Below are 19,310 nucleotides of genomic sequence, written 5' to 3' on the forward strand. Positions count from 1 at the left end.
TCTACGTTTATTGCCTCACAGGCTATCCATTAATCTTTTTTCAAGACTCATGGAATTAGTCTCCCACGCCAAATAATTTGTCAATTATAATGATCCCTTAGGCTTCCTTCAACATTGCACTTCGACAAGTTCAGTGCGGTGCTCAGTGTAAACTTCTCGCCCTAAAAACAGGGCTTCAGAAGAAAAATTATCCCAATGAGACTAAAAAAAATTAGTGGTCCCACTTGGGCTCGAACCAAGGACCCCCTGATTATGAGTCAGGTGCTCTAACCAGCTGAGCTATGGGACCAGACAAGTTGCAAAAATATAATACTTTGTAAGACCTGCAAACAATTTACATTATTATTACTATTCGTTAAAGCGTTAGTCGATATCCTGACATAGCTCGACGAGTACCCCATTTGACGACTTTGGATGAAGGAAAACAACCCATTTGTTGTCTGCTCCTCGTTTTGGCTCTTTGTTCAGGAGAATAAAACCTTCTTTCTCCAGGCGCTTCATTTCAGAATGTATATCCTCTACAGCAAAAGCGATATGATGCATGCCCTCACCGCGTTTCTCCACAAATTTCGTGATCGCGCTGTTCTCCGTTGTACCCTCGAGCAGCTCAATTTTGCTTTCTCCGCATTTAAAAAAAGAAGTGATCACTCCCTCCGAAGCTACCTCTTCGGTCTTATAATGCTCGTAACCAAATAATTTACGGTAGGTTTTGTTGGCTGCTTCTATATCTTTTACTGCAATTCCTATATGTTCGATCTTGACCATGTTGTGCGAATTCAACAAATTAACAATTAACGGGTTAAAAGTACTACTTTTGCAGTATGGCTGAAAGCAACAGACAAAAGAAAATTGCAAGTGTCCTACAGGAGGACCTGGCTAATGAATTACAGTCCATGCTTCGGGAAGCAGGACAAACGGGAATTATTATTTCTGTGTCGAAGGTGAGTGTTTCGGTCGACCTTTCTATCTCAAAGGTCTATATTAGTGTGTTTCCTTCGGAAAGAGCCGCCGCTATTGTTGACGAGCTTAATACCATTAAGCCATTAGTGAAGCATCGTATCGCCTTGCTCACTAAAGACCAGCTTCGGAAAATGCCAGATCTTGTTTTCTATAACGACGATAGCCTTGATTATATAGAAAACATAGAAAAAGCCGTTAAGGGTTTGGAGAATCCTCTTGAAAATCCGGATATACTCCCGAAACGTAAAAAATCCTGAAGTGAATTACCCCTTCTATATTGCGAAACGATACCTCTTCTCAAAAAGCAGCAATAACGCAATAAATGTAATCACCATCATAGCAGCTACTGGTGTTATTGTTGGGGCCATGTCGTTATTCATAGTTTTATCTGCATTTTCTGGTTTGAAAGACTTCAGCCTTCAGTTTACCACTGTGTTCGACAGCGACTTGAAAATTTCCCCAGCGAGTGGAAAAACCATTCAGTTTTCAGAAGGAATAGCAAAGAAGCTCGAAAACGACCCGTATATCGAGGCCTATTCAAAAGTAATTGAAGAGCGAGCCTTTCTTCAATACAAAGGAAGGAATCACATCGCATACATTAAAGGTGTGGATTCCAATTATGTGAATGTAGTTCCCGTGGACAGTATATTGTTCCTCAGCGAATGGTTCCAATACGGAAGGAATGAGGTAGTGATCGGCACTGCAACCGCCCTAAAACTTTCAGTTGGCATCAACGACTATGCAGACCCAATAGAGATCTATGTTCCTACACCGGGAACCGGAATAATCACTGAGCTTAATATCGATAAGGCCTTTATACGGGAACGGGTAGTGGCTTCGGGATTCTACGAAGTGAACGAAGATGTGAACGGCAAATATATCTTTTCCGACTTTGACTTAGCGCGATCCTTGCTTTCCATGAAAGACGACCAGCTCTCATCGGTTGAGTTTAAACTAAAAGCGGGAACCGACGAAGCTGCAGTAAGAACGCGTTTAGCAGGCTATTTTTCGGGTCAGGACGTGGTTGTCAAAAACAGAATTCAGCAAAACGATGCACTCTATAAAATGTTGAATACCGAAAACATAGCGGTCTACCTAATTTTCACTCTTGTGTTAATTATTGCACTCTTCAATGTTATCGGGTCCATAATTATGATGATCCTCGATAAACGATCCAACATTAAGACACTGTTTAACCTGGGAGCTACTATGAGAAACCTTCGGAATATTTTCTTTTTGCAGGGAACGCTTATGACAACCCTGGGGGGAATCGTTGGGATTTTACTTGGTCTGATCGTAGTTTGGATACAATTGAAATCCCCTTTCATTTATATCACGAGCTCCCTGCCCTACCCGGTTAAATTAAAAGCAGTAAATGTTGTAGTGGTTTTTGCCACTATCACTGTACTGGGGATTATCGCCTCCAGAATAGCAGCAAGTAGAGTAAAGGCGCGTTTATTGGATTAAACAAACTGGTGGTCCCCGAATTTCTCTAAGACCTCGTCGAAGGCTGCATATACGTCGGCCGAATCGTCACTGGTAACCATTTTCATCCGATACTCCTTAAAGTTTGGAATTCCTTTGAAGTAATTGGTGTAGTGTCGTCTGGTTTCGAAAACACCTAGCTTTTCCCCTTTCCAGTCAATTGCCATTCTTAGATGGCGCCTGGCGGCTTCTACACGTTCGGCCATTGTTGGTGGTGCGCAGCGCTCTCCCGTTTTGAAATAGTGTTTCACCTCCTTAAAAAACCAGGGGTAGCCAATACTTGCTCTGCCTATCATTGCGCCGTCTAGCCCGAATTTGTCACGCATTTCTACGGCCTTCTCCGGGGAATTGACATCACCATTCCCGAAAACAGGAATGTGCATACGTGGGTTGTTTTTTACTTCCGAAATCGGCGCCCAGTTGGCTTCTCCCTTATACATCTGAGCCCTGGTGCGTCCGTGAATGGAAATAGCTTTGATCCCTACGTCCTGTAGTCGCTCCGCCACTTCCACGATCTTTATCGAATCATGGTCCCAGCCCAATCGGGTTTTTACAGTTACCGGAAGTTTGGTATGCTTAACCATGGCTTCGGTGAGCGAAACCATGAGGTCTATATCCTTCAGAATTCCAGCCCCGGCTCCCTTCGAAACTACCTTCTTCACCGGGCACCCGAAATTGATGTCGATTATATCAGGACCGCTGGCTTCAACAATTTCCACGCTGCGCAACATAGATTCAAGCACTGCCCCGAATATCTGTATCCCAACGGGGCGCTCCTTTTCGTAAATATCGAGCTTCATAACGCTTTTGGCGGCGTCGCGTATGAGTCCTTCAGAAGAAATGAATTCAGTATAAACAACGTCTGCACCCTGTTCCTTACAAAGTGCGCGAAAGGGAGGGTCACTTACATCCTCCATGGGTGCGAGTAATAGTGGAAACTCGCCTACATCAATGTCACCTATCTTTACCATAGCTGCAGCAAAAATAAGCATAATGTGCTAATAGCAGCAAAGATGCGCGGGACACGGGAAATTTGAGTTATATTTGCATCCTATTTTACAGCGAGAGGAATGCTATGAAGAATATCCGAAACTTTTGCATCATTGCCCATATCGACCATGGTAAAAGTACCCTGGCAGACCGTTTATTGGACGCAACAGGTTCGGTAACCGCAAGAGAGCAACAGGCTCAGCTATTAGATAATATGGACCTGGAGCGAGAGCGAGGCATTACCATTAAGAGCCACGCTATCCAGATGGAGTACGAGTACGAAGGAGAAACCTATGTGCTGAATTTAATAGACACTCCCGGTCACGTTGACTTCTCCTACGAAGTTTCACGATCCATCGCGGCCTGTGAAGGTGCTCTACTCGTTGTGGATGCCGCACAGAGTATTCAGGCGCAAACCATATCCAATCTATATCTGGCGCTGGAAAACGATCTTGAGATCATACCAGTGTTGAACAAAGTGGATCTGCCTTCTGCCAACCCGGAAGAAGTAACCGATGATATCGTAGATCTCCTGGGTTGCGACGCTGAGGAAGTAATTCCCGCTTCGGCTAAAACAGGAATTGGGATAGAAGCTATATTAAAGGCCATTATTGAGAGAATTCCGGCACCTGAAGGAGACCCTAATGAGCCCTTACAGGCGCTAATCTTCGATTCAGTATACAATCCTTTCAGGGGTGTTGAGACTTATTTCAGAATCTTCAACGGAAAGATCACCAAAGGGCAGAATATCAAATTCATGGCTACGGGAAAGAGCTACTTTGCAGATGAGGTGGGAACCCTTAAGCTAAAGCAACAGCCTAAAAAGGAAATCATTGCGGGAGATGTGGGTTACCTGATCACCGGGATCAAAGATGCTCGAGAAGTAAAAGTAGGAGATACCATAACGGATGCCAAAACGGCTACCACCAATATGATCGAAGGGTTTGAAGACGTTAAGCCTATGGTTTTCGCCGGAATTTATCCGGTTGATACCGACGACTACGAAGAACTTCGAAATTCAATGGAGAAGCTACAACTCAATGATGCTTCCCTGGTTTTTCAACCTGAAAGCTCTGCAGCCCTTGGATTTGGATTCAGATGTGGTTTCCTCGGAATGTTACACCTGGAGATCGTTCAGGAGCGCCTGGAAAGAGAATTCGATATGACCGTTATCACAACCGTGCCTAACGTGTCCTATCACGCATTTACGAATAAAAATCCCGATGATATCTTACTGGTTAACAACCCATCGGACCTGCCCGAACCTTCCACCCTTAATCGGGTAGAAGAGCCCTATATCAAAGCGAGTATTATTACAAAAGCCGATTTCGTGGGCCCGGTAATGTCTCTTTGTATTGAAAAAAGAGGTCAGATCACGAATCAAACCTATCTCACTCCTGAACGTGTTGAATTGAATTTCGATATGCCTTTGGCTGAGATCGTTTTTGATTTCTATGATCGTTTAAAAACTGTTTCTCGCGGTTATGCTTCTTTCGATTATTCCCCTATCGGTATGCGCGTTTCTAAATTAGTGAAGGTGGATGTATTGCTGAATGCAAATGCAGTAGACGCCTTATCTGCTCTAATACATCAGGATAACGCATATGATATTGGGAAGAAGATGTGTGAAAAACTCCGACAGTTGATCCCGCGTCAACAATTCGACATCCCTATCCAGGCAGCTATTGGATCCAAGATCATTGCCAGGGAAACTGTAAAAGCGCTACGAAAAGATGTTACGGCAAAATGTTATGGTGGAGACATCTCCCGAAAGAGAAAACTGCTCGAAAAACAGAAGAAGGGTAAAAAACGAATGAGAGCCGTAGGAAATGTTGAGATACCGCAGGAAGCATTTATGGCTGTTCTGAAGCTGAACGACTAGTCTGATTTTGAACTTTTTATATTAAAGCCGAAGGGATTCTCCTTCGGTTTTTTTTGTACCTTTTTGGTTGTGAAACTATGGGTAGCCGTTTTAAGTTTTTTCTTGTGTTCATTCTTTTCATGGGCACAAACCGGGCAAGCAGATATTGACACTTTGCTGTCACGTTCCAAAGCAGTCTATCAATCCGACCTTGATTCAGCTCTTGTTTTTGTAAATGACGCCTATCGCCTTGCTATAGAACGCCAGGATAGTGCGGTGATCGCAATGGTAGCGGTAACTAAGAGCTTCTATCATTTCACACGAGATGAGCCGCAAAAAGTTGAGGAAACCCTTCAGTTCCTGTTTGATAATCCCGATAAAGTTCCTTTGTCCTCTCTTGGTCAGGCATACAATCACATGGGAGGAGTTAAGTACCGGCATGTGGGGATGGATGAGGCCTTGCGGATGTATTTCAAAGCAATTGAGATCCAGGAACAGGCTAATAATTTTGCAGGTCTCGCACGAACCTACCTCAACCTGGGGATGATATACAACGGTTTGGAAAAAAAGGACCTTGCGGAATATTTCTTCGAGAAATCAGCCTTTAACTCTTCAAGGAATTCACAAGGAAATCAGGTCCATGAGGTTTTGAACGAAAATTTTGCCGGACCTGAAAATCAATTAAAAATCACCCTGAACGCCCTTCAAAAGACTGAAAACAAGGAGCGGTCTATCCTCGCCGCTATTCTTTACAGTGACTTGAGTGCTATCCATTATGACCTGGGAGATTATTCTTTGGCTCTTCAATCGGGGAATAAGGCCCTTGAGATCATGAACCGGATCAATTTCACCACCAATTTACAGCTCACTCACTACAATGTGGGCATGGCTCAGTTGGGACTTGGTCAATTTCGAAATGCCCAGATATCATTTGAAAAAGCCATTGCAACGACCGATATTCTAAAGCAAAAAGTGCAGTTCAACGAGGCGCTTATTAGGGCCCATAGAGAAAGTGGAGATTATCGCGCTGCATTTGAAGCACAGCGTTCTCTGGGTGCAATTAAAGACTCCATAAATACGAAGCAGGAAAACGACCGAATTGCCGAGATCACCGCTCAATTCGAAACTGAAAAGCAGGCGCAGGAAATAGAGATCTTAGAAGGTGATGTTCAGCTACAGGCGGCTCAACTTAAGAACCAGCGCGGTATCCTGATCGGTGTTGTTGCTTTGGTTGCTTTACTGGGGGTAATATTGTTTTTTGCCTATAAGAATCATAAGATCAAACAAAACCTTCAGTTTTCGGAATTAACTCAAAAGCTACTCCAGATGCAGCTGAATCCGCATTTTTTGTTCAATGCTCTCAACGGAATTCAATATTTCATCCGGAAAAATGACACTAAGAAGTCAACGCGATACATCACAAATTTCAGTGGTTTAATGCGAAACATCCTGGAAAATTCAGTAGAAAAATTTATTTCCATTGAAGAAGATCACGCCACGATAAGCGATTTCCTGGCGTTACAACAACTAGTTCACAACAATTCCTTCAAATACTCAGTGACCATTGATAAAAATCTGGATGCTCAAAATACTGCCATTCCTCCCATGTTCACTCAGCCGTTTGTGGAAAACGCTATAATTCATGGTGTTTCCGGGCTTAAAGAGGGACAAATTGATGTTAGGTATGGGTTTGAAGACAGCCATGTTAAAGTTGAAATTCAGGACAATGGCAAGGGAATTTATTCGGAAAAGAAAAATGCAAACAGTCTTCATAAATCGATGGGAACATCCATTACAAAACAACGAATGGAAAATTTATCGAAGGCGGAGAAGTACCCGATCGAGTTAGAGATCATTTCGGAAAATGATCTGGAGACGCGTCAGGGAACTAAAATTGTACTAACTTTTCCGATGAAATATCTTTAGTATGCAAAGGAAATTACTGCTTATAGAAGACGATCATTTCATGGCGGAAATGATCTTGGATGTGCTAAAGGATAATTTTGCAGAACTCGAACTTGGGCCCATTGCAACAACCCTTTCCGAGGCAGAAGACAGGCTTGCAGAATTCCAACCGGATGTTGTTATTTCGGACATCAACCTACAAGATGAGGTTGTTTTTACTTTGTTTCAGAAATTTGAAAACATTCCGTTCAAGATCATCTTTATTACTTCACACAGCAAATATGCCGTGCAGGCTTTTAGGTTCAGTGCGCTCGATTTCCTGGAAAAACCCTTCGAGGATGAAGCGCTCATTTCAGCGGTAAACAAAGCTATAGAGCATGTGGATGTAGAACAGTATAACGCCCAGCTAAGAACCTTTTTTCACAATTTCAATCCGGGTGAAAAGAAAAAGAAGCTGGTGTTGAAGAACCTCGAATCCATTCATATCGTGGATATAGCAGATATTAGGTTTATTAAATCCGATAGCAACTATTCTGAATTTCACATCGATGACGGCCGAAAGATCCTGGTATCAAAGTCGCTCAAGCTTTATGACGAACAGTTGCGCGGTTTTTCTTTTTTCCGAAGTCATCAGTCCTACCTCGTCAATCTTCAATTTGCTAAAACTTTCCACAAGCAAGACAGTGTACTTGAGCTGGACTCAGGTGATCATATCGCCGTTTCGGGGGCCAAAGTGAACGCTCTGCTGCACAATTTGAGTGAGCTTTCATGATTCTAATTGGAACACGGCGAATTCTAACTGAAGCATCTTAAATACTTATTACGTCCTTATTTGAAACTATTGTTTTTCATATTTGATTCGTAATCAAAACGAATAAAATCATGAAAGTCAAGATCCTCCTTTTATTTATCGCATTGACATTCTTATCCGGAACAGGTGAAATGTTCTCTCAAAGAAAAAATCCTCGAATTGATAGTGGTAAAAATCTTTATAATACCCTGGCAACAATGCTAAGACAAGCAAAGGAAGCGCCCGCCAAGGATCTTCAATGTGAACCTTCAAAACTTTTAAGATCTATTCCACGTAAAAAACTTTTGCCTACTCAAGCAGATCTAATGAAAGAGATAAGCAGAATAGTTGACGATTCTTTATCGATCGAAGACTATGTGCTCAAGGTTTCAAATCAGAGAGCCCTGGAATATTTAACGAATACAAAAACGAAAACCGAGTATCTCAAATATTTAGGGCCGGAATACAAGGGTTTTAAATTTAAACAGTCCAAATTCGATCGCTTCTATTATGCCGTTCGTCGAGCGCAAAAATCAGGATTCAAGATTTTTGATTCTTCTTTCAAGCAAGGGGAGTGTGCAATTTCTGTGGAAACTATTTTAAAACCGATTAAATTCACAGTGGACCCTAAGAGGTTTCCTGTCGCTAATGTAGACTGGGAAATAAAGACCAATATTGCCATAGAATGCCCTTGTACTACAAATAATAAGTTCAAAGTCAAAATCGCGAAATACAGTTATAGCGCCACTTGTCAAGGCTCCTTGTTGTTCAATGAAAAATATCAATCTCATCCAGAAGCTCCGGTTAAAATTTTTGTGAAATATGGATTGCGGTTTGGTAAGATAAAAGATCCGAAGCTCGTCCTGGAATATCTTGAGTGCTGTAAGAAGCTGGAAGACCCGGTAAAGAAAAGCAGCTTCACAGATCCAAATGAAATTATTAACAATAATAATACATTGCTCGACACGGGCGTTGGAATTGGATTTGGAAAAGAAGTAGAGACCAATATTGGATTCTCCGGTGTGGTGTTATTTAATGTAACGGAAATTGGCGGCAACCCATTATTTGTTGGCCCAAAAGCTTCGGTAAGTACCACGTCAATTACCAGCGACGCCATAAACGAGTTGAAAATTCTATTCGGGCCCACTGCCGAATACCAGATTCCGCTTAATGATGGTCGAACTCGAATAGTAACTGGTGTAAATTCCGGTTACACCTTTGGAAATGTAGAATCCTTTGGATTCGATCAGAATTTTTCAGGAATTACTGTGAATACCTATGCAGGTGCGCAGATCAATGTGGGAAATAACCTTGCGATCACGGCCCTTTTGAATTTCTTAGAATTCAGTAGTCTCACGTTTAAATCGGACATGGAGAACTTCGAAAATACAACCAGTAACACAACTTTCCTCACCGATGGAGGAGCGATAAGCGTTGGTGTGCGTATAGGCCTGGATTAAGTGGCCAAATGTTGTGTATGGAGAGAAACCTCGGGCGAAAGTTCGGGGTTTTAGTTGCCGCAGGTTACCCCGTCGGCTTGCAGATCCTGTAAATAGATATTATACGGTGTGCCGGTATTCTCGCCATTTACCGAAGCGTTCCCGTCACTTTCTTCACATAGCTGAAAGTCTAAAGTTTGAGGTGCGCTGCAGGTCGTACAGGTTACCGAGTCGTCACTTTTACAGGAAAACAGGCAAGCTGACCCTGCCAGGATCACTAAACAAAACACAAGTTTCATGGGCGTAAAATATATGCTAATCAAACGATGGAGGGTTAACTTTATTTCAGGTGTCACGCTAAGCGGAATTATTTTCAATTTCATTGTTCTTCTGAACAACTCTTTCAGGATCGATAGGTTTGCCCAAATAAACCAACTCACATCCTTCTCCGACCTGCATTTTATGGGGATCGTCGATGAGCCGAATTTCATTTTGCTCATTCTTGAGAAAAAGTGCAACCACATCATCCATCTTTTCTATACTCCTGAATAAATTTATGAATTGCTCCTGGGAGTTCACTTGCAATTCCTGTATGGAGGGATATTCCGTCGCAACCTGGTCTAACTTAATATAATCGTGTGTTTGTGAAAATATCTCTCCAGGCTCTTCCGAAGAAGCCTTTCCATATTTTAACTCTTCGGGACTGATCAGCCGATAAGTACCATTTTCTCCCAATGTCTTGCCGTATTTCGTAATAGCCTGTTTATTGATCTCGGTATTTCCTGTCATTGCCAGAAGAAAACCAACATCATTGAGTTCAATGTTGTCGGTAAGGTCGCTTGTGATAATACTTGCATTTATCGCCTCAAGGCCCAGCTCTTTCGCTCGATCGATATTAACATTGTTTGTGTCGACCAACACTACATGTCGCTTATTTTTCAATAAATAGGATCCTATCAGCCGCGAAACTTTGGAGGCGCCCACGATGATAATTCCTTCGGAAGATTTTAAAAATACGCCCACTATGGAAGCGAAAAGCCTAGCCGTGGCGGCGTTGAGAAGCACTGTTACCAGCACCACCGAAAACACCAACGGAGTTATATATTCTGCTCCCGGTATTCCTTGTTCAACGAGCTTGGTTCCAAAAAGCGAAGCAATACCCGCTGCAACGATACCACGAGGTCCAACCCAGCTGATAAAAAGTTTTTCATTGACTTTGAGGCTGCTGTTTGTGGTGCTGAGAAAGACAGCCATGGGCCTGAGAATAAAAATTATTATCGCCAACAGAATTGCGGTTTCCCAGGTATACACTAGCAATAGGTCGTCGAGGCTAATGTTCGCGGCAAGTAAAATGAATAGAATTGAAATTAACAGGACGCTTAGAGATTCTTTAAAATAAAGCAGTTCTTTCAGGCTAGGCAAATCACTGTTGCCCAGGAACATCCCCATAACAACAACAGCCAAAAGACCTGATTCGTGAGCGAAAACGTCGCTTTCAACAAAGATCAGCAGTACTACCGACAAGGAAACGACATTCAAAAGGTAATGCGGAATGAATTTCTTTTTTATTGAATAATAGAGGGCATATCCGCCGGATATTCCGAAGGAAAAACCAATAAGTACGATCTTCCCGAATTCCATGAGCGCCTGCTTGGTATAGCCGGCGTCACCACCAACGCTTATAAACTCAAACACCAAAACGGCCACCAGGGCACCAATGGGGTCGATCAGAATCCCTTCCCATTTAAGCACAGCCGAAACTTCTTTCTTGAGTGGAATATTTCTCAGTATAGGAGTTATTACGGTCGGTCCTGTTACAATGATCAAGGCAGAAAACAAGAAGGAAATTCTCCAGTCTAAACCGAAAAAATAATGCGCAGCAACTCCACCCCCGACAAAAGTAACAGCGGCTCCAAGGCTGATAAGTTTGCCTATCACCGGCCCAATTTTCTTTACTTCATCTCGCCTCAGGGTGAGTCCTCCTTCGAATAGTATTATCCCAATGGCCAGGGACACGAAATAAAAGAGGTTCTGGTCCGGGAAGAATCCCGTTTTTCCGTTATAAATTGGTTGAATCCATTGAGAGCCGTCGTCGGATATCAGGGTCGACACGGGGCCCACAAACAACCCAATCAATATCAGTGGCAAGATCGCCGGAATTTTCATTTTCCAGGCCACCCATTGTGCCAGGATGCCTAACACTATTATACCAGCGAGTTCGAGCATAGCGAAATAATTTCTGTGAAAATACTAATTAACAAGTTAGTCCGAAAATATTTAATGTGGCTTTATTAATTCCATTCTACCAAGCACATTAATGATGTTTTTAAAAAGCACTATCTTCCCTGCTCCGGTAAAACAACCTAATTGAACCACCATACCTTTCAAACCATCGGGATTGGAGTGGCCTTTTCACCTAATCTCAAGGCGAATATTTACGAAGCGGCCCGATTGGCGATTTTCTTTGAGTCGAAACTGATCCTAATCCATGTGGGAGAACATTCCGAAGAGAAATCGGACACCATTGAATCACATCTTAAGCCTTTCAAGGATAGGGAGCTGGATTACGAGATTCATTTTGAGCCTGGTGATCCGGTAGGTATAATTCTACAGGCGATCAATCACCACCAAATAGACCTGATCTTGCTGGGGGCCATGCAGCGGGAGAAATTTCTTCAATTCTACCTGGGGTCTATTGCGCGAAAGATTACACGAAAAGCCAGTTGTGCCGTACTACTTCACATAAACCCGTCGGTTCAGCGTATTCCCTGTCGCCATGTAGTGGTAAACGGCATGAAATCCTCAAGAAGCGCCAAAACCATAGCTTCTGCTTTCTATGTTGGTCATAAATTGGGGAGTGAGAGAATTACGATTGTGGAAGAGATCGGACAAGATGAAGTTGCCGTTAAAGTAGAAGATGACGAGTCGTTAGAAAAGGCAACCGCTATAAGGGAAAGGCTCCGTCTTCGCGAAGATACCCGGGTAAAAAATATCGTGGATACTATCCCTGAAGCTTACAAAACGGGCATTGCTGTTACTTCTCAACCCATCTTCGGTAAAAGAGGATATTCCATTGGTCACTACGCAGAAGTAGTGCGCGCAGACCTGCTCATTATAAACGCCCAGGGGAAAAGTGGTTTGAAAGACCGGCTCTTTCCCCATGATAACGAACATATATTAAAAGAGCTGCCAACCGATGTTCTTATCCTTCAATGACAACGAAAAAAAACAGCATATCAATTTTTCTGAAATCGCTTCCAAAAAACATCTTTTCGGGATTCGTAGTAAGCCTTATTGCTCTCCCCCTGGGTCTTGGACTGGCAATGGCTAGTGAAGCCCCGCCTATTGCTGGCATCATTGCCGCAATCGTAGGGGGCGTGGTGGTATCCATCCTCGGCGGTAGTCATGTAACCATTACAGGGCCTGGAAATGGCCTGGTAGGCGTACTTCTCGTTGCCATAACGGCTCTGGGGATAGAAGCTACTTATGCTGCCGTGATTTGTTCCGGTGGGCTGCTCCTGCTCCTTGGTGTTTTTCGGATGGGTAAGTTGGCCGATTTTTTTCCGTCCTCTGCTATTCAGGGAATGCTGGCGGCAATTGGACTAATCATTCTTGGAAAACAATTCCATGTAATGGTGGGAAACAAGATCAGTCGAGAACGCAGCATCGACTACCTGGTCGAAATCCCGGAGTCTGTTATTATGATCTTTCGGCAGGACAGCATGAGCCTGGTATATGCGGCTATCGCCGGTATATTAAGTTTGTTCATAATGGCGTATTACCCTAAGCTTCGAAACAGGTTTCTCCAGCTTATCCCTGCACCAATGTGGATAGTGCTTCTTTCCATCGGTTTCAGTTATTTTATGGAATATATCATCCAGGCACCTAATCCTATTCACCCGGAATACATGCTGTCTGGTATTCCGAAGCCCAATGAAATCGTCTCTCAGATCCCGTCGCCCAATTTTTCCCAAGCCGCCGGTTTCCCCTTCTGGTTGAGCGTGATCTCACTCACTTTAATAGCCAGTATAGAATCGTTGCTAAGTATCAAAGCTGTGGATAAACTGGACCCCGGTCGAAGACGTAGTAATGTGAACAAAGATCTCAAGGCGTTGGGACTAGCTACAGTGGGAAGTGGTTTTTTAGGAGGCATTAACGTTGTCACAGTGATCGCCCGAAGTTCGGTGAATGTGAACAACGGTGGTTCCAACAGGTCGTCCAATTTCTTTCATGCGATCTTTCTAACCCTTTTTATACTGCTTTTTAGTTCTCAGTTATTTAGAATCCCACTTCCGGCACTGATGGCAATTTTAGTTTTCACAGGCTATAAACTGGCCTCTCCTTCTATGGTGCGTAAAATTTTCAACATTGGAAAAGAACAATTGATCATCTTCTTCACCACACTTTTGTTTACACTATTTGTGAACCTGATCGTCGGAATCATCGCAGGGGTGGTCGTAACCTTTATTATTCATCTTTTTGTGTCCAAAAGCATTTTATTATTCGTGCGAAACGTACAAAAACCAAATGTGTTGATGTACAAGGAAATTGATTCCGGTGGATACTATGTGAGCGTGAAGCATTTTTCATCATTTCTGAATTTTTACCGGCTAAAACAAAATTTGGAAATGATACCATCGAACTCAGATGTGGTAGTTGATTTTAGCCTTTGTGAGTTCGTTGATCACACGGTTATGGATAGTTTGAGCGACTACCAAAACGTATTTCAGAAAAGCAACGGAAGTTTTGAAATCATTGGACTGGATCTGCACGATGCGGAATCCGAACACCCTTTTGCGCTCCGGAGATTACTTCCAGGGTTTCAGTTTATTGAAAAAAATCTTACTCGAAGGCAATCCACCCTAAGTGATATCGCTGAAGATTATGAGCTTAACTATGTGCCGGATAGTGTTTCGGAAGTTCGTTTTCTTGAAGATTTTATCTTTTTCAGAACAAAACAAATTCAAAGAATATACAATCAACTCCTGAACGATATTAGTAGCTTTAGGATATTCGATCTTACCTTTTCCGAAGGTGCTTTCATTGCCCGTGAAGTGGTTCGAACCACTATGCTGCATATCGAATTGGAGAAAGATATCCCCGTGTTTACCCTAGACAGGGAGGGTTTCCTGGAGAAAATTTACGCCTTTGCCGGGTTCAGGGATATTCCTATTGAAAACCACAGCGATTTTTCACGACGGTTTTATCTGCTAGGTGAAGACGAAGAGGCAATTAAAAGCTTCTTCGATGACGATTTGGTTCATTTCTTCGAAAGCAATCCATACTATCACATCGAGTCTAACGGGCATTCGTTACTTCTCTTCGGAAAGGAACGAGTGGCGGGCGTCAAAGAGATTAAAGCCCTTCTCGATTTTGGAAAAAGACTAAAGGAAATCGTAACACATTGAAACGAATCTTAATTATCCCTTAACAATATCGCTCAATCCCCTTACTTTTATTAATTTGCGGCTCCAATGAAATTATTCCCCATTGAATCCGGAAATTTCAAGCTCGACGGAGGTGCTATGTTCGGCGTCGTTCCCAAATCTCTTTGGTCCAGAACGAATCCCGCAGACAACAACAATATGATCGATATGGCCGCTCGTTGCCTGCTAATTGAGAATGGAGATCGGCTTACGCTTATCGACACCGGAATGGGCGAGAAACAAAGCGAGAAATTCTTTGGGTACTATTTTCGCTGGGGAGATCACACACTTGAAGGTTCCCTGAAAAAACATGGTTTTCATCCGGACGATATTACCGATGTTTTTATGACGCATCTTCATTTCGATCATTGTGGGGGAAGTGTGCAGTGGAATAAAGACCGAACCGGCTACGAACCGGCGTTTAAGAATGCTACTTTCTGGAGCAACGCACGTCACTGGGACTGGGCTGTAAATCCTAACAGAAGAGAAAAAGCATCATTTCTGAAGGAAAATATTCTTCCTATGGAGGAAAGTGGACAGCTGAAGTTTGTAAAGGACCCCACAAGTGATTATTCGGATGCAGATGAGCTGGATTTCGGCATTTTCTTTGCAGACGGGCATACCGAAAAACAAATGCTGCCACACATCGAATACAAAGGCAAGATCATTGTTTTTGTTGCAGACCTTTTACCAACCGCAGGGCATTTGCCCCTCCCATACGTGATGGGATATGACACTCGGCCATTATTGACACTTCCCGAAAAAGAGAAGTTTCTGAATGCGGCCGCTGATAATGAGTATTATTTGTTTCTTGAGCATGACGCTCACAACGAAATTATAACTGTTAAACATACCGAGAAAGGGGTCCGGCTGGACCAAACTTTCACATTTGATGAATTATTTAATTAGACTGAAAAATGAAATTGACTAAACTTTTCACACTGGCCTTTATTTCGGCCATTTTATTGGCGAGTTGCGGGAATAGCATAGCGCCAATAGTATCAACGCCTATCGAAAATATCGATTCGCTACCTCTTAAAACATCACCTTTAAGCGACGACGAAACCAAGTCCTGGGGTGCTGCAGACCTGCTTACCGACACCATCCCCGGTATGAGTGTTGACAAAGCCTATGCAGAGATCCTTAACAACACAAAAAGAAAAGGACAAAAGGTGATTGTTGGCGTTATCGACAGCGGTGTTGATATCGAACACGAAGACCTGAAAGACGTGATCTGGGTAAACGAAGATGAGATTCCCGGAAACGGCAAGGATGACGACAACAACGGATTTGTTGATGATGTTCACGGATGGAATTTCCTTGGAGATATCGTTGGCGAAAACATGGAGTATACTCGCTATATAAGAAAGTTGGGGCCAAAATTCGAAGGGAAATCGGAAAGCTCTGTTAGCGCAGCGGATCGAGCTGATTATGCAATCTACACGAAGGCAAAGGCAGAATATGACAAAGAGTACAAAGACGTTAAAGCAAATAACGATCGTTACGAGCAAATTCTGAGTCAGTTAGAACCCGCACACAGCGCAATTTCAAAGAAATTAGGAAAAGAGGATTACAACGCAGAAGACCTTTCGGGTATTGCGAATCCCTCCCCGGCCGAGCAGCAGCAAATAGGAATGCTGACTCAGATGTTGAGCTACGGCGAGTCTGTTCCGGAAGTTATTAAGCAGCTTAACGGCGGTATAGACTACTTCGGCGGTCGATTGGAAACTCATTTCAATTTGGATAAAGAATTCCGAACGGCATTGAACAACGACCCTGATGATTTTTCTACGAAAATATACGGAGACAATGATGTAGATGGGCCGGACCCAAAAGAAGAAGATGCTACTCACGGTACACACGTTGCTGGTATAATTGCTGCCAAAAGGAACAACGGAGTTGGAATGAACGGGGTGGCCAACAATGCCGAGATCATGGTGATCCGCACCATTCCTGATGGAGATGAGTACGACAAAGATGTGGCACTGGCTATTCGTTATGCCGTTGATAACGGAGCAAAGGTAATCAACACCAGCTTCGGAAAATATTTCTCACCGCATCCAGAGTGGGTGCGAGATGCCATTAAGTACGCCGCTTCAAAAGACGTGCTTATTGTTAACGCGGCAGGAAATGAGGCCTTCAATCTTGATACCATAGAAGTGTATCCAAACGACCAGTCTTTATCCGGTCCGGAAATCGCGAACAATGTTCTTACCGTTGGTGCATTAAACTACAAGTACGGAGGTGAAATGATCGCAACTTTTTCAAACTACGGAAAATCCAATGTGGATGTATTCGCTCCGGGTGTGAGGATTTGGTCCACTACCCCTCTCAACGAGTACGAATATCTGCAGGGAACCTCAATGGCGGCACCAGCTGTTGCAGGGGTTGCGGCTACAATTCGATCGTACTATCCAAATCTTAGTGCTGCTCAGGTTAAAGAAGTGATCATGAATAGTGGTTTGACTTCAAAAAGTCCTGTGGTTCTGGGCGGAGATTCATCCAACCAGGAAAATTTCGGAGATATTTCTAAGTCTGGAAAAATGGTAAACATGTATAATGCGCTTATTCTTGCGGATAAAATGTCGAGGAAATGAAGCAAGTAATCAGCACCATCTCGCTGTTGCTGATTGTTTTTTCCGGCCTCGCGCAGAACAATACTAGCTATTGGCAGCAACATGTTGACTACACTATGGAGATCGACATGGATGTCGAGTCCTTTCAGTATGAAGGAAAACAAACAGCAATTTACACCAATAATTCACCCGATGTTTTAAATCGGGTGTTTTACCATCTGCATTTTAATGCCTTTCAGCCGGGAAGCGATATGGACATTCGGTCTCGAACTATTGGTGATCCGGATTCTCGTGTGGGTGACAGGATTTCAAAATTATCTCCTTCTGAAATTGGCTATATCAAACCTACTTTGCTTACGCAGGATGGTAAAGCCCTCAAATATGAAGTTGTGGGTACTGTTTTGGAAGTGGAATTGAACATTCCTATTCAGCCAGGGCATAGCACTGCTTTTTATATGGAATGGGACGCTCAGGTGCCCTTACAAATTAGAAGAAGCGGCCGAAACAACCGCGACGGTGTAGCACTTTCAATGACACAATGGTATCCTAAGATCGCTGAATACGATTTCCAGGGTTGGCATGCCGATCCATACATTTCGCGTGAGTTTCACGGAGTATGGGGCGATTTCGATGTCAAGATCACCATTGATGCCGACTACACTATTGGAGGAACAGGCTATCTTCAGAATGCTGAAGAGGTTGGCCACGGTTACGGTCCTGAGGGGCTTAAGCCAATGAAACCGAAGAAAGGCAAGTATACGTGGCACTTTAAAGCGCCAAAGGTTCACGATTTTACCTGGGCTGCCGATGATGAATACATTCATGATAAACTGGAGGGGCCGAACGGTGTTATGTTGCACTTTCTTTACAAGAATGATCCTGAGATCATTGAAAACTGGAAGAAGATCCAGCCGAAAACGGCGGAGCTTATGGAATTCTTCGATGAAAATGTTGGCCCTTATCCGTATAAACAATACTCCGTCATCCATGGTGGTGATGGAGGAATGGAATACGGTATGTGTACACTTATAAGTGGCGGCCAGCGATACAGGGGTCTTCTGGGAACTACATCCCATGAACTGGCGCATAGCTGGTTCCAATTCGTTCTTGCAACTAACGAGAGTAAACACGAATGGATGGATGAGGGTTTCACCTCTTACATTTCTTCACGAGCGATGGCTAAGGTGAACAACAATGAGCCCAAAGTAAATAAGTGGAGTGGCTCCTATCGCGGGTATGCTTTCATAGCTAAAAGCGGCGCAGAGCAACCCATGTCTACGCATGCAGACAGGTATGCATCCAATCGAGGATATGGGATCGCTGCTTACAGCAAAGGCGCTGTGTTCATGGCCCAGCTGGGATATGTGATAGGACAGGACAATCTTGACAAAACGCTGAAGCAATACTACAAAGACTGGTCTTTCAAACACCCAACACCCAACGATTTTATCCGTGTAGCAGAGAAAGTAAGTGGTTTTGAGCTGGACTGGTACCTTACGGACTGGACACAAACGACCAACACCATCGATTACGCAGTCAGGAATGTTCAGCAGGACGAAGAAGGCAGCTATGTGTTCCTGGAGCGTATCGGGCTCATGCCTATGCCAATCGATCTGTTTGTTGAATATGAAGATGGCTATAAAGAATTCTTCCATATTCCGCTTCAAATGGCGCGTGCCGAAAAACCAAGGGAAACAGATATTTCATGGACGGTTATGCCGGACTGGTCCTGGGCGAACCCGGAATATAAACTTATGATAGGCGGCGACCGGAAGATTTCAAAAGTTTCCATAGATCCAACGGGGCTTATGGCCGATATCAACAAGGAAAATAACGTATTTAGTACAAATTAAAACGGCAGCGGCTACTATAATTTTA

At 43.3% G+C, this 19,310-nt stretch carries 15 protein-coding genes and 1 tRNA gene; 11 read left to right on the forward strand and 5 right to left on the reverse strand.

Annotation, left to right across the window (positions count from 1 at the left end):
* Positions 1-215: 215 nt before the first annotated feature.
* Both J1N09_RS08620 and mce read right to left on the reverse strand, forming a co-directional pair.
* Positions 216-289, reverse strand: a tRNA-Ile gene (locus tag J1N09_RS08620).
* A gap of 74 nt (positions 290-363) precedes the next feature.
* Positions 364-765 (reverse strand): methylmalonyl-CoA epimerase, encoded by a 402-nt coding sequence (gene mce / locus J1N09_RS08625; protein WP_265199738.1) that lies wholly within the window; start codon positions 763-765, stop codon positions 364-366.
* Positions 766-821: 56 nt separating this feature from the next.
* Here mce and rbfA point away from each other — a divergent pair, with 56 nt between their 5' ends.
* Together rbfA and J1N09_RS08635 are read left to right on the forward strand one after the other, a co-directional pair.
* Complete coding sequence (rbfA, locus tag J1N09_RS08630) at positions 822-1,217, forward strand: 30S ribosome-binding factor RbfA (protein WP_265199739.1); 396 nt, start codon at positions 822-824, stop codon at positions 1,215-1,217.
* A 1-nt stretch (position 1,218) separates the two neighbouring features.
* Complete coding sequence (locus J1N09_RS08635; protein WP_265199741.1) at positions 1,219-2,427, forward strand: ABC transporter permease; 1,209 nt, start codon at positions 1,219-1,221, stop codon at positions 2,425-2,427.
* On the opposite strand, the gene dusB is transcribed toward J1N09_RS08635, so the two are convergent.
* Positions 2,424-3,416, reverse strand: a complete 993-nt coding sequence (dusB, locus tag J1N09_RS08640; RefSeq protein ID WP_265199860.1) for a tRNA dihydrouridine synthase DusB — start codon at positions 3,414-3,416, stop codon at positions 2,424-2,426. The genes J1N09_RS08635 and dusB overlap by 4 nt on opposite strands.
* A gap of 104 nt (positions 3,417-3,520) precedes the next feature.
* Between dusB and lepA the strand changes: the two genes are divergently transcribed.
* The 4 genes from lepA to J1N09_RS08660 all read left to right on the forward strand — a co-directional run bounded on the left by lepA (position 3,521) and on the right by J1N09_RS08660 (position 9,451).
* Complete coding sequence (lepA, locus tag J1N09_RS08645; protein WP_265199743.1) at positions 3,521-5,317, forward strand: translation elongation factor 4; 1,797 nt, start codon at positions 3,521-3,523, stop codon at positions 5,315-5,317.
* A 102-nt stretch (positions 5,318-5,419) separates the two neighbouring features.
* Complete coding sequence (locus J1N09_RS08650) at positions 5,420-7,222, forward strand: histidine kinase (RefSeq protein ID WP_265199744.1); 1,803 nt, start codon at positions 5,420-5,422, stop codon at positions 7,220-7,222.
* Between the two features lies 1 nt (position 7,223).
* Positions 7,224-7,973 carry a LytR/AlgR family response regulator transcription factor gene (locus tag J1N09_RS08655; protein ID WP_265199746.1) on the forward strand — a complete coding sequence of 250 codons (750 nt, stop codon included), beginning with the start codon at positions 7,224-7,226 and terminating at the stop codon, positions 7,971-7,973.
* 110 nt (positions 7,974-8,083) lie between these two features.
* The gene (locus tag J1N09_RS08660) at positions 8,084-9,451 is read left to right on the forward strand and encodes a hypothetical protein (protein ID WP_265199747.1); all 1,368 of its coding nucleotides are present in this window, start codon (positions 8,084-8,086) and stop codon (positions 9,449-9,451) included.
* A 50-nt stretch (positions 9,452-9,501) separates the two neighbouring features.
* Here the strand turns inward: J1N09_RS08660 and J1N09_RS08665 are convergent, their stop codons facing one another.
* Both J1N09_RS08665 and J1N09_RS08670 read right to left on the reverse strand, forming a co-directional pair.
* Complete coding sequence (locus tag J1N09_RS08665) at positions 9,502-9,729, reverse strand: hypothetical protein (protein ID WP_265199748.1); 228 nt, start codon at positions 9,727-9,729, stop codon at positions 9,502-9,504.
* A 58-nt stretch (positions 9,730-9,787) separates the two neighbouring features.
* A complete protein-coding gene (locus J1N09_RS08670) occupies positions 9,788-11,656 on the reverse strand; it encodes a cation:proton antiporter (RefSeq protein ID WP_265199749.1) in 1,869 nt (622 codons plus the stop codon).
* A 141-nt stretch (positions 11,657-11,797) separates the two neighbouring features.
* Between J1N09_RS08670 and J1N09_RS08675 the strand changes: the two genes are divergently transcribed.
* From J1N09_RS08675 to J1N09_RS08695, 5 genes are all read left to right on the forward strand, one after another.
* Entirely contained in the window at positions 11,798-12,646 is an 849-nt protein-coding gene (locus J1N09_RS08675) for a universal stress protein (RefSeq protein WP_265199750.1), read from the forward strand.
* A complete protein-coding gene (locus tag J1N09_RS08680; protein WP_265199751.1) occupies positions 12,643-14,838 on the forward strand; it encodes a SulP family inorganic anion transporter in 2,196 nt (731 codons plus the stop codon). The genes J1N09_RS08675 and J1N09_RS08680 overlap by 4 nt, the downstream gene beginning before the upstream one ends.
* Before the next feature lie 66 nt (positions 14,839-14,904).
* Positions 14,905-15,765, forward strand: coding sequence for an MBL fold metallo-hydrolase (locus tag J1N09_RS08685; protein WP_265199752.1), 861 nt, complete (start codon positions 14,905-14,907; stop codon positions 15,763-15,765).
* A gap of 8 nt (positions 15,766-15,773) precedes the next feature.
* Entirely contained in the window at positions 15,774-17,453 is a 1,680-nt protein-coding gene (locus J1N09_RS08690) for a S8 family peptidase (protein WP_265199753.1), read from the forward strand.
* Positions 17,450-19,285, forward strand: a complete 1,836-nt coding sequence (locus J1N09_RS08695) for a M1 family metallopeptidase (RefSeq protein WP_265199754.1) — start codon at positions 17,450-17,452, stop codon at positions 19,283-19,285. The genes J1N09_RS08690 and J1N09_RS08695 overlap by 4 nt, the downstream gene beginning before the upstream one ends.
* The last annotated feature ends 25 nt before the right edge of the window (positions 19,286-19,310 follow it).

It is taken from the genome of Aureitalea sp. L0-47 (assembly GCF_026126405.1).
Taxonomy (GTDB): domain Bacteria; phylum Bacteroidota; class Bacteroidia; order Flavobacteriales; family Flavobacteriaceae; genus Pukyongia.

Bases quoted from the DNA above. Each gene is read 5' to 3' on its own strand.
- J1N09_RS08695 (WP_265199754.1), top strand. From the start codon at position 17,450: ATGAAGCAAGTAATCAGCACCATCTCGCTGTTGCTGATTGTTTTTTCC.
- J1N09_RS08685 (WP_265199752.1), top strand. From the start codon at position 14,905: ATGAAATTATTCCCCATTGAATCCGGAAATTTCAAGCTCGACGGAGGT.
- J1N09_RS08680 (WP_265199751.1), top strand. From the start codon at position 12,643: ATGACAACGAAAAAAAACAGCATATCAATTTTTCTGAAATCGCTTCCA.
- mce (WP_265199738.1), bottom strand. From the start codon at position 765: ATGGTCAAGATCGAACATATAGGAATTGCAGTAAAAGATATAGAAGCA.
- J1N09_RS08690 (WP_265199753.1), top strand. From the start codon at position 15,774: ATGAAATTGACTAAACTTTTCACACTGGCCTTTATTTCGGCCATTTTA.
- lepA (WP_265199743.1), top strand. From the start codon at position 3,521: ATGAAGAATATCCGAAACTTTTGCATCATTGCCCATATCGACCATGGT.
- J1N09_RS08665 (WP_265199748.1), bottom strand. From the start codon at position 9,729: ATGAAACTTGTGTTTTGTTTAGTGATCCTGGCAGGGTCAGCTTGCCTG.
- dusB (WP_265199860.1), bottom strand. From the start codon at position 3,416: ATGGTAAAGATAGGTGACATTGATGTAGGCGAGTTTCCACTATTACTC.
- J1N09_RS08670 (WP_265199749.1), bottom strand. From the start codon at position 11,656: ATGCTCGAACTCGCTGGTATAATAGTGTTAGGCATCCTGGCACAATGG.
- J1N09_RS08655 (WP_265199746.1), top strand. From the start codon at position 7,224: ATGCAAAGGAAATTACTGCTTATAGAAGACGATCATTTCATGGCGGAA.
- rbfA (WP_265199739.1), top strand. From the start codon at position 822: ATGGCTGAAAGCAACAGACAAAAGAAAATTGCAAGTGTCCTACAGGAG.
- J1N09_RS08660 (WP_265199747.1), top strand. From the start codon at position 8,084: ATGAAAGTCAAGATCCTCCTTTTATTTATCGCATTGACATTCTTATCC.